Here is a 10641-nt window from a genome sequence, read left to right as displayed (position 1 = left end):
TATGTCTATTGCCGTATTTTTGCCAGTTCGTAAGGGGAGTCAAAGAGTAATTAATAAAAATAATCGTCCTTTTGCAAATAAGGAAGGAGGTCTCCTTGAGGTAAAACTTGAGCAGCTTTCAAAATTGAAAGTTTCAGAGATAATACTCTCCACAAATGATGAAAAAAGTCTTGAATATGCACAAAAAATATCTTTACCCAAATTAAAAATAGATGTAAGGCCGGATAGTCTGGCGATGAGCAATACGAAGTTAGAAGATCTAATTTCTTATGTCCCAACTATAACAGATTGTGAGCATATTTTGTGGACTCACGTTACTTCACCATTGGTTACTAATAAAATTTATGAAAAGGCGATTGATGCTTATTTTGAAAATCTGGAAAACGGATATGATAGTTTAATGAGCGTCACCCCATTTCAAAATTTCCTATGGAATAAGGAGATAGGAGAAGTTGAAAATAATATTACCAGGGAATTGCGCTGGCCTAGAACACAGGACTTAAAAAAACTATATGAAATCAATAGTGCAATTTTTTGTGCTAATAGAAGAATATTTACAGGAAAGAAAGATCGAATAGGAGGTTCTCCATTCTTATTTGAAATTTCAAAAATAGATGCGTTAGATGTTGATTGGGAAGATGATTTTTTAATTGCGGAGGCTGTATACCAAAAATTATATGTTTGATAGTATAGAAATTATTTTTTGGGATTTCGACGGGGTCATAATGGATTCTATGAAAGTAAGGGATGAAGGATTTAAAATAGTTCTCAAAGATTACCCTAGTGATCAAGTTGAAAAATTAATGGAATTTCATAGAAATAATGGTGGTTTATCAAGATATGTGAAATTCAGATATTTTTTTGAGGTTATAAGAAATGAAAATATTTCCGAGGAAAATGTAAATATTTTGGCCAATAAGTTTTCGGAAGTAATGTTAGAAAGGCTGATGAACAGAAATTTGCTTATAGAAGACTCTTTTAACTTCATCCTAAACAATTATAAAAATTTTGATTTCCATATTGTATCAGGTTCAGATGGTAAAGAATTAAATCTAATTTGTAAAGAGATAGATATTGATGAATATTTTTTAACCATTAATGGTTCTCCTACTCCAAAAACTGAATTGGTTAGAAAATTAATTCAGAAATATAAATATAATACCTCACGTATTATGTTAATCGGGGATTCACATAATGATTATGAAGCAGCATTGTCCAATAATATTGCGTTTATGGGATATAATAATCCGAAGCTTAAAGTATTACCGATAAAATATTTAAATAATTTCTTTCCTAATCAAAAATGAAAATCTTCAGGAATATTAAAGGGATATTTTATATGTTATCATTTACTAAAATATTCAGGTCGAAAAGTATACTCAAGGATAAAAGAATAGCTATAATTGGTGCCGCAAATTCCGCCTTTGACGAAGAAAATGGAAATTACATAGACGATTTCGATTACGTTATCAGATTAAATAAGGCTCCTTATTCATTGACCGAAAATAAATCTAAATTCATCGGTACGAAAATGGATATTTTGATTCATTCATTTTATGAAAATAATGATAGCGGAGGAGGAGTAATTGATTTCAACTTATACAAAAAACTAGGGCTCAGGTATTTAATTAATCCTCATAATAATTTTAATGGATTAAAGACCCACTTAAATTATTTTAAACGAAATTTTTATACTGAGAGTACTTATTTACTATCAAAGAAAGAATATAAAAACTTAATAAGAGGTTTTGGAAAAAAAATTCCCACTGTAGGATACATTGGACTCTATATTGCTTTAAATAGTGGGGCTAAGGAAGTTTTCATTACAGGATTCACTTTTTTTAGAACTCCATATGCACAAGATTATAGAGATCATTTAATAGATATGAAAGCTAATCAAAAGCATATTTATAAGCAGGGACTTCATGACCCAGAATTAGAATTAAAAAAGTTCATTCAGCAAATTAAGAAGGTTAAAGCGGATCGTAAAATTATTATGGATAAAGCATTGCAAAATATTTTAAAAAAGGAATTGTGAACAATAAGGAGAAAAATAAGACTGCATTATTCGTGATGCCAAGGAAAAGTTCGGCTTGGAAAGGAGCGGAGGCTATGTGGATAACTGCTGGGGGATGGGCGGCAGCCGCAAAGCGACTTTTTGGTGAAGCTATAATATTTACAAATGACACCAGTGCAACTCCAAAAGAGATTCTCTCATATCCAGTTAACTCCTCAAAAGATAAAAATCAAAAAAAACGCTCAATATTAGTTAGATATTCCCCTGAAATAATTAAAACCTTATATAAAGATTTTTTATTATGGCGGGCATCTAAAAATGGTACGTTATATAATCATAAAGCTGTAATTAAGGATCAAAATATAAGTTTAGTTTGGGAGCAGCATGATTTATTTCCTGGTATAGGATATAAGTTGGCTAAAAAATATAATGTGCCATTTATTTTATATGTTCATGCTCCGCAAGTCTGGGAAACATCGAAATGGGGGGTAAAAAGACCAATTTGGGGAAAAATTATCGAGAAAATTGAAGCTAAATCGCTTAAGCGGGCAGATTTGGTGGCTTGTGTTTCAGAGCAAGTTTCTCAGAAATTGATTGAAATGGGTGTGCCTAAAGAGAAAATTCATATTTCACCAATGGCTGTTGATCCTCATTTATTTGATGATATAAATTCGAATTCGATTAAAAGAAAATTCGATTTAAATAATAAACTTGTTTTAGGGTGGACAGGCTCATTTAGGAGTTTTCATGGTCTTGATCTGCTCATAAAGACATTTGATCAAGTTTTAATGGCTGTTCCTAATGCTATTTTATTGTTAATCGGCGACGGAAAAGAGAGAGAAGAAATTGAAAAACTTGTGGAAGATTTGGATATAAGTGAAAATGTAATATTTGCAGGAAGAAAATCTTTTATTGATGTCCCAAAATATGTGAATGCTTTTGACGTAGCAATTGTAAGTGCTAGAAGTAGCAAAGATTTTCATTATTCTCCTTTAAAACTTAGAGAATATTTAGGAGCTGGAATCGCATCATTGGCACCGGACGCAGGTGAAATACCAAAAACTTTTATAGATAATCTTCATTTGAGAATATATGAAATAGGAGAAATTGAATCTACATCCCAAATAATAATAGAGCTTTTCCGAGATCAGGAAAAGCGTCAAATTTTGGGTAAAAATGGTAAGGAATTTATTTTAAATAATGGTACTTGGGATGTGGAATTGGATAAAGCCTTAAAAAAATTAAATACTTAAAATGTTAAATCGATAATTAATTATTTGAATAAAAAGGTTTTGATAATTAAATGAAAAAACTATATAAAACATTTTAATTAATTGATATATAGTATTTTAGTTTGTTTTCAAAATTTTCGTTCAATTTTTAATTGAAGTACTAAATCAAAATTTGCTTTTAAGGTATTCACTAATTCCATTTCAGTTTATGTAAAATGCCGCTCAAATTTAGCTTGCTACTTACAGATCAAAAAAATAATAAGATATTTTAATGGGAAATATAGTGGAAAAACAATTCTAAATTAGTTCCTGATTATATTCTATAGATTAGAAATAAGGTATAATTAGATGAAAAATGGACGGATTTGAATCCATTGAAATTTTCTGTTTGTTTTGGAATGTTGAGATTGAGATATAGGACGAAAGGATAATCATTGGTGAAAAATGATATATTAGGATAGTATTATTAACTCTGTTTTTATGTCATGTAAAAACATTCATAGAAATTTCCTACTATATACTAATTTTAATTTGATAGATATACAATCATTGGAAGATTTCATTTTTTTAAAATTAAGAGAACATTTAATTACTGGTCAATATTTGTTCGAAGTAATGGTGTATTATTTAATGAGCTTAGAGGTTAGAAATTATAAAAAATACTTAAATGATGCTGAACTTAGTTGAAGATCAATTATTAAAAAATAGCTTCTTGAATTATGAGATTAGTGGTTTAAGGAGAAAGTACTTTAATTACTTGCTTAAACGAGTAAAGCCTTGTAATATTCTAAGTATGTTTATGAAAATCCTCTAATTTGAAAATTCTTCAAGTAATTCAAAGGCCACAATTAAGAGGTGCAGAAATATTTGCTTGCCAACTATCCAACCACCTTCTGGATCAAGGACATGATGTGGTGGTACTTACTCTGTATCCTGGAGATGGAGAATTGCCTTTCAAGGGAACTCAAATCCATTTGAACAGGCCTATATCGCATAGGCTTTTTGATTTTATCGGTTGGAAAAAATTTGCGGAATATATTAATAAATATCAACCAGATGTTATTCAGGCCAATGCCTCTGATACTTTAAAGTTTTGTTCAAGTTCCAAATACCTCTTTAAATGGAAAAATAAACTGGTTTTCAGAAATGCAAATAAAATGGGTGATTTCATTGACTCACCACTTAAGCATAAATTGAATAAATTTTATTTAAAAAACTTGGATTACGTCATCTCTGTAAGCAAGGAATGTGAAAAAGATTTTATTAAAACTTTTCAATTTTCGGAGGATAAAATTCAAACCGTTACCATTGGTGTAGAAGAAAAGAAAATTGATGCCCTATCGCCTGATTTAAAAGAGATATATTCAAAGGGACCAGTTATAGTGCATATTGGAGGATTTGTGCCGGAAAAAAATCACGAAACTCTTATTAGAATTTTCTCATGCCTTTTAAAAAACAACCAAAGGCTGCAATTGGTTTTAATAGGAAAAGGAAAGCTTCAGGAAGCTATAAGGCAGGAAGTTCAGGAGAAGGGTTTAGAAAAAAATGTGCATTTTCTGGATTATAGAAATGATATTCTGGAAATTTTAAAAAGAGCAACTTTATTCGTTATGCCCAGTCTAATTGAAGGCTTACCTGCGGTAATTTTGGAAGCTATGTATTGCGGTACCCCAGTCGTCGCTTTCAATGTGGGGGGAATTAGTGAAGTCATTAAAAGTGGCCAAACTGGCGAACTTGTTCAGAAAGGAGATGTAGATGATTTTATACAAAGAGTTGAACGAATATTAGGTGATGAAAATTATAGAGATGAAATTGTTCAGAATGCATCAGATTTGATTCACTCACAGTTTTTAAATAATCAAATTGCTGAACAATTTGAAAGCTGTTATGAAAACCTTCTTGAACCTGAAATAAAGAGAGGGCAACTTCGTATACTTCAGATTATTCAGAAGAAGCAATTTCGCGGAGCAGAAATATTTTGCTGCCAACTATCAAATGAACTAGAGCAAAAAGGCCATGAAGTACAGGTGTATAGTATTTTTGAGGGTTCAGCTGATTTGCCTTATTCAAAAGTAATTAATTCATTTCAGCGAAATCAATCATTAAGGTACACTGATTATTCTGGCTGGAAGGCAATTGCCGAAATTGTTAGGAAATTCAAACCAGATATCGTGCAAGCGAATGCGTCTGATACTCTGAAGTATACGGTTATTTCTAGACAGTTATTTGGTTGGAAGGTCCCTATTGTTTTTAGAAATGCCAGTTTAACGAGTTTTTACATCAATGGAAGCCTTTCCAAAGAGATAAACCGATTTTTATTTCAGAAAGTTGATAAAATCGTCTCTGTTTCGGAGTCTTCTAGAAACGATTTGAATGGCCTGTTTCCATCCACAACAAACAAAAGCATTGTGATCACAAATGGGGTTAATTTGGGTTTGCAAGAAAATAGGATTTCGAGCCCCTTTCAAAATGGTAAGCTAAATATTGTTCATGTTGGTTCCCTTACTTCAGAAAAAAATCATCTCAAACTGATTAGAATTTTTGAAGGGTTTCTTGAAACTTTTTCAGAAGCGAGTTTGCATATAATTGGTGATGGACCTTTGAAAAAGATTATTGAGAATGCGATTCAGAATGCTAATTTGACAGATAAGGTTATCATGCATGGTGAAATGCCAAATCCGCAGTTGTATATAAAAAACGCCTCTATGTTGGTGTTACCAAGTCTAGTAGAAGGTCTGCCTGGGGTCATATTAGAGGCCATGAATTTTGAAACGCCAGTTGTAGCCTATAATGTTGGTGGAATTTCCGAAGTTTTAAATGATAAAACGGGATATCTTGTCGAATCAAATAATGAAACTCAATTTGTAGAGGCGATGAAACAAGTAGTTATCTCCGATAACACCAATAAAATTCTGAAAGCAAAAGAATTGGTTAAATCCAAATTCAACAATTCCCTTCTAGCCGAGAAGTTTGTAAAGGTTTACAGGAACACTATCGCAGAAAAGAAATTCAATTAATGAAAAAGATCAGAATTCTACACATCATTAAGTCATTAGGAAGGGGAGGAGCTGAAATGCTGTTGCCAGAAACGCTCGCTCTCCATGACCAGTCAAAATTTGAATTTCATTATATTTATTTTTTGCCCTGGAAAGATCAAATGGTTCAGGCCATTGAAGAACAGGGAGGAATTGTAAACTGTTTTGAAGCTAAGAATAATATTCAGTTAATTGGGCAATATCCTAAAATTGCTGATTATTGTCATTCTCATCAAATTGATCTCATACATTGCCATTTGCCTTGGGCAGGCTTTGTTGGAAGGTTAGTGCATCGAAAAACCCGTATTCCAATGGTATACACCGAGCACAATATGCAGGAACGTTATCATCCTGTGACGAAATTCCTGAACAAGAAATCTTTTAATTCTCAATCGCTGGCAGTTGGAGTTTCGGAAGACGTCTCGCAGTCTATTAAAAATAATATTTCTCCTAGTATACCGGTGAGGACTATTCTCAATGGCGTAAATACACAAAAATTTAGTCGGAATAAGCACGATCTTTCCGTTAGAGAACATTATAATATTCCGGAAAATGCCATTGTAATAGGCTTGGTTTCGGTTTTTCGGTTTCAAAAACGGATTAAGGAATGGTTACAGGTATTTAGAAACTTAAAGAATTCTTCTTCAGAAGAAATTTTCGGACTGATTGTTGGAGCAGGTCCTCTCGAAGAAGAGATTATGCAGGAAGTTGAAAGATTGAACTTAAGAGAGTCGGTTATTTTTACCGGACTCCAGGAAAACACGCTGCCATATTTCAACGCGATGGATATTTTTATGATGAGTTCCTCATTTGAAGGTTTGCCTATTGCGTTGTTAGAAGCCATGAGCATGGAATGCGCTATCGTAACAACAAATGCTGGCGGGATAAAAGAAGTGGTTAGAGATGAGAAAGATGGTTTAATGGTTCCTGTGGAAGAATGGGAAGAACTAAAAGAACGTTTGCAATCCCTGATAACTGATAGACCTAAATTAACAGAATTACAAAAGGCGGCTAGAGAAAGAGTCATAACCGAATTTAGTTTACAGGTAATGACAAAGAATTTGGAACAGGCATACATGGAATTTTCAGAATGATTATAAGAGAAGCACATACCGAAGACCTTGAGGACATTATTTCAGTTTTGAAGGCAAGTCTTGGTGAAACTTCTTCCAAGAAAACTAGTGACGTCTGGAAATACAAGCATGTAGCTAATCCATTCGGTAAAAGCCTGGTTTTGGTGGCAGAGGAAGATGGTGAGATCATTGGAGTAAGGGCCTTTATGCGATGGAAGTGGCAACTGGGAAGCCAAACTTTCAGCGCTTTTCGTGCCGTAGACACCGCAACTCATCCAGACCACCAGGGCAAGGGAATTTTCAAGAAACTTACTTTAAAAGCTTTGGAACTGGCAGAACAAGCAGGAGATCATTTTGTTTTCAATACGCCGAACTCCCAAAGTAAACCAGGTTACCTGAAAATGGGCTGGCGGGAAGTTGGTAAAGTACGTACCCAAATAATTCCGCAATCACCGTTCAGATTTCTACAAACTGCTAGAAAAACTCCCATCTATGATAATGGAAAACCCTTGAACGATTTATCAGATTTAATAAAGATTTATGATCAAAGGCGTTTAAAGGATGCTAAACTTTACACTCCAAAATCTATGGAGTATTTGACCTGGAGATATTCTGAAAATAAGATTCAACAATATTTTATTTCCTCAGACCAAGATCATTATGTAGCGGCCTATTTAAAGGATAGAGGTAAGATTTTGGAATTGCGTATTTCTGAAATGATTTTCGTGGACCAAATAGGTAAAGATAAAATATGGAAGTTTATAAATCAACTTAGTAGTCAGTATAAAGCCAATATCATATCTCACAATAGTCTAGAAAAATTTAGCAATTTTCAGATAAAAGGCAATTTTGGGCCAGTTCTGACATTTAAAAATATAACTTGCAAGTCTAAAGATCATGAGAAATTCCTGGAAGATTCTTCCTGGAATTATACTATTGGTGATCTTGAATTATTCTAGGAATGGTTGGAGGAATATTTCTTATACTTTTTTTGGCAGTAATTAACCAGGCTATTTTTAATGGGTTTGCCAAAAAACATCAATTTTTTTCGAAGAAATTGATGAATAATCTATATCTCTATCATATATTTTTTCAGATTGTCTATTACACTTATGCAAGTTTTAACGCGAGTGATTCCAAGTTATATTATTCTAGACCACAGAATAATACTAAATCCTGGTCAGAGTTCTTTGGAACTAGTACGACCTTTGTTGATTTTATATCTTATCCATTTATAAATTATCTCCATTTCAATTACGAAATGATGATGATTTTATTTGGTTGGCTAGGATTCTTGGGTTTCCTGTTTGCATATTTATTTTTTCGAGAAAATATTCCTATTAAAGTTAATGTTTTTAAGAATATAGATTTTTTGAGTTTAATTCTTTTTTTGCCAAACATGCATTTCTGGACTGCTTCTTTGGGTAAAGGATCGATAATATTTTTTGGTTTGATGATGTTTGCCTATGCCATTAAATATCCAGGAAAACGTTTAATAAGGCTTATACTAGCTGGAGCGGTGATTTATTTTGTTAGACCCCACGTTCTCCTATTTGTCGGTTTCGGTACATTATTAGGTTATATGAGTGGTAGAGAAAAAATTGCTTTTTGGAAAAAATTGTTGGTCTACATTGGAATGATAGGTGGGCTGGTATTGGCTCAGGAACAAATTTTAGCAATGGCAGGTATGCAAAATACGGATAATTTCGTTGAAAATTTTGAAAACTTTTCTGAAGACCGGGCAGATGATTTAAGTAAATCAGGTAGTGGAGTAGATATGACTTCATATCCGTTACCAATTAAATTATTTACATTCTGGTTTCGACCGCTTTTTCTCGATGCTCCTGGAGTATTAGGTCTAATAGTATCTATTGAAAATTTTATCTACCTGCTCTTATTCGTGAAAATTTTAAATAAAAGATTTTGGAAGTTTATAAAAAAATCTCCGATTACTGTTAAAATGAGCGCGACTGTATTTTTTACTTCGTCACTAGCATTAGTTTTCGTGATGTCTAACTTAGGAATTATTATGCGCCAAAAGTCACAGGTAATGTATTTCTTGTTTTTTGTGATTTACTATTTTCTGGCAGAGGAGAAATACAAAAAAATTGTAAAGATTAAGAAACTAAGAAACCTTCAGGCTAAAGAAGAGCAATTAATTACTACATGACGAATTTGAATTCTTATCTAGTCATATCTCTTGACTTCGAATTACTCTGGGGCGTATTTGATAAAGTAGATTTTCGCCAAAAGCATCAATATTTTCACAATACCCGAAAAGTTATTCCTCAACTGTTGAAGTTATTCAAGGATAACGAAATTAACTGTACTTGGGCGAGTGTAGGAATGTTGTTTAATGCGGATTGGGAAGAATGGTCGCAGCACAATCCAACTGAAGTACCTTCTTATATTAATAAAAAATTATCACCCTATTCCTATAAATTAAATAATTCGAACCTTCCTGAGGAATTGTGTTTTGCTCCAGAATTGCTTGATCAAATCTATTCTACTCCTGGCCAGGAAATTGGCACCCATACTTACTCTCATTATTACTGCTTGGAAGAAGGTCAAAGCCTGGAAGAGTTCCGTGTTGATCTCAAATTAGCTATCGATTTAGCAGCCGGGAAAGGATGTGCGATTAAATCTCTAGTGTTTCCCAGAAATCAATTTAATGAGAAATACCTTAAGGTTTGCCAGGATTTAGGAATACACTCGGTTAGGATCAATCCTACAAACTGGTATTGGAACGATGTTCAGTCAGACGGATTACTGAATAAAATCTTTCGATCTGGAGATGCTTATATAGGGCCGAAAGATAAATCGTATCACATTTCGGAAATAGAATTCTACAACAACCAGATATCTCTTCAAAAAGCAAGTAGATTTTTGCGGCCTCATTCTTCAAAATTCAATTCTATTCGCTTGGATAGAATTAAATCTGAAATGTCTTACGCTGCAAAAAATGATGAAATTTTCCATCTTTGGTGGCATCCTCATAATTTCGGTGATTTTCCAAATGAAAGTTTGTTGGAACTGAAAGAAATTATTACTCATTTTAAAGAATGTCAAAGTAAATTCGGAATGCAATCCGCAAATATGGAAGAAATTCATTTGGCTGCTCAACATTTCCACAAAACTGTGGAGTCTTAAATTTCCCTAGAACTTCACAATAGCTCAGTAATTCGTAATATTTAGTAAATTTATTGAGAATTCAGCATGAATTTGTTACATATAGCAACAATTAATCAAATTTCTATTTTGGTCTAAAATTAGAATCTATTCGT

Annotated in this window: 9 protein-coding genes; all 9 read left to right on the top strand. The window is 32.9% G+C overall.

What is annotated here, in order from left to right; translation table 11 throughout:
* Position 1 precedes the first annotated feature (1 nt).
* Positions 2-685 (top strand): acylneuraminate cytidylyltransferase family protein, encoded by a 684-nt coding sequence (locus tag GRFL_RS00460; RefSeq protein WP_083642511.1) that lies wholly within the window; start codon positions 2-4, stop codon positions 683-685.
* On the top strand, positions 678-1307 hold the full coding sequence (locus tag GRFL_RS00455) for an HAD family hydrolase (RefSeq protein WP_083642510.1): 630 nt from the start codon (positions 678-680) through the stop codon (positions 1305-1307). The genes GRFL_RS00460 and GRFL_RS00455 overlap by 8 nt, the downstream gene beginning before the upstream one ends.
* Complete coding sequence (locus GRFL_RS00450; RefSeq protein WP_083642508.1) at positions 1304-2038, top strand: glycosyltransferase family 29 protein; 735 nt, start codon at positions 1304-1306, stop codon at positions 2036-2038. The genes GRFL_RS00455 and GRFL_RS00450 overlap by 4 nt, the downstream gene beginning before the upstream one ends.
* Positions 2035-3270, top strand: a complete 1236-nt coding sequence (locus GRFL_RS00445) for a glycosyltransferase family 4 protein (RefSeq protein ID WP_083642506.1) — start codon at positions 2035-2037, stop codon at positions 3268-3270. The genes GRFL_RS00450 and GRFL_RS00445 overlap by 4 nt, the downstream gene beginning before the upstream one ends.
* A 794-nt stretch (positions 3271-4064) precedes the next feature.
* Entirely contained in the window at positions 4065-6266 is a 2202-nt protein-coding gene (locus tag GRFL_RS00440) for a glycosyltransferase (protein WP_083642504.1), read from the top strand.
* The gene (locus GRFL_RS00435) at positions 6266-7378 is read left to right on the top strand and encodes a glycosyltransferase (RefSeq protein ID WP_083642502.1); all 1113 of its coding nucleotides are present in this window, start codon (positions 6266-6268) and stop codon (positions 7376-7378) included. The genes GRFL_RS00440 and GRFL_RS00435 overlap by 1 nt, the downstream gene beginning before the upstream one ends.
* Positions 7375-8316 carry a GNAT family N-acetyltransferase gene (locus GRFL_RS00430; protein WP_083642501.1) on the top strand — a complete coding sequence of 314 codons (942 nt, stop codon included), beginning with the start codon at positions 7375-7377 and terminating at the stop codon, positions 8314-8316. The genes GRFL_RS00435 and GRFL_RS00430 overlap by 4 nt, the downstream gene beginning before the upstream one ends.
* A 302-nt stretch (positions 8317-8618) precedes the next feature.
* The gene (locus GRFL_RS00425; RefSeq protein WP_236995849.1) at positions 8619-9527 is read left to right on the top strand and encodes a hypothetical protein; all 909 of its coding nucleotides are present in this window, start codon (positions 8619-8621) and stop codon (positions 9525-9527) included.
* Complete coding sequence (locus GRFL_RS00420) at positions 9524-10507, top strand: polysaccharide deacetylase family protein (protein WP_083642497.1); 984 nt, start codon at positions 9524-9526, stop codon at positions 10505-10507. The genes GRFL_RS00425 and GRFL_RS00420 overlap by 4 nt, the downstream gene beginning before the upstream one ends.
* Positions 10508-10641: the final 134 nt, after the last annotated feature.

This window comes from Christiangramia flava JLT2011, assembly GCF_001951155.1.
Classification (GTDB): Bacteria; Bacteroidota; Bacteroidia; order Flavobacteriales; family Flavobacteriaceae; genus Christiangramia; species Christiangramia flava.
This window is presented reverse-complemented; position numbering and strand designations above follow the sequence as displayed.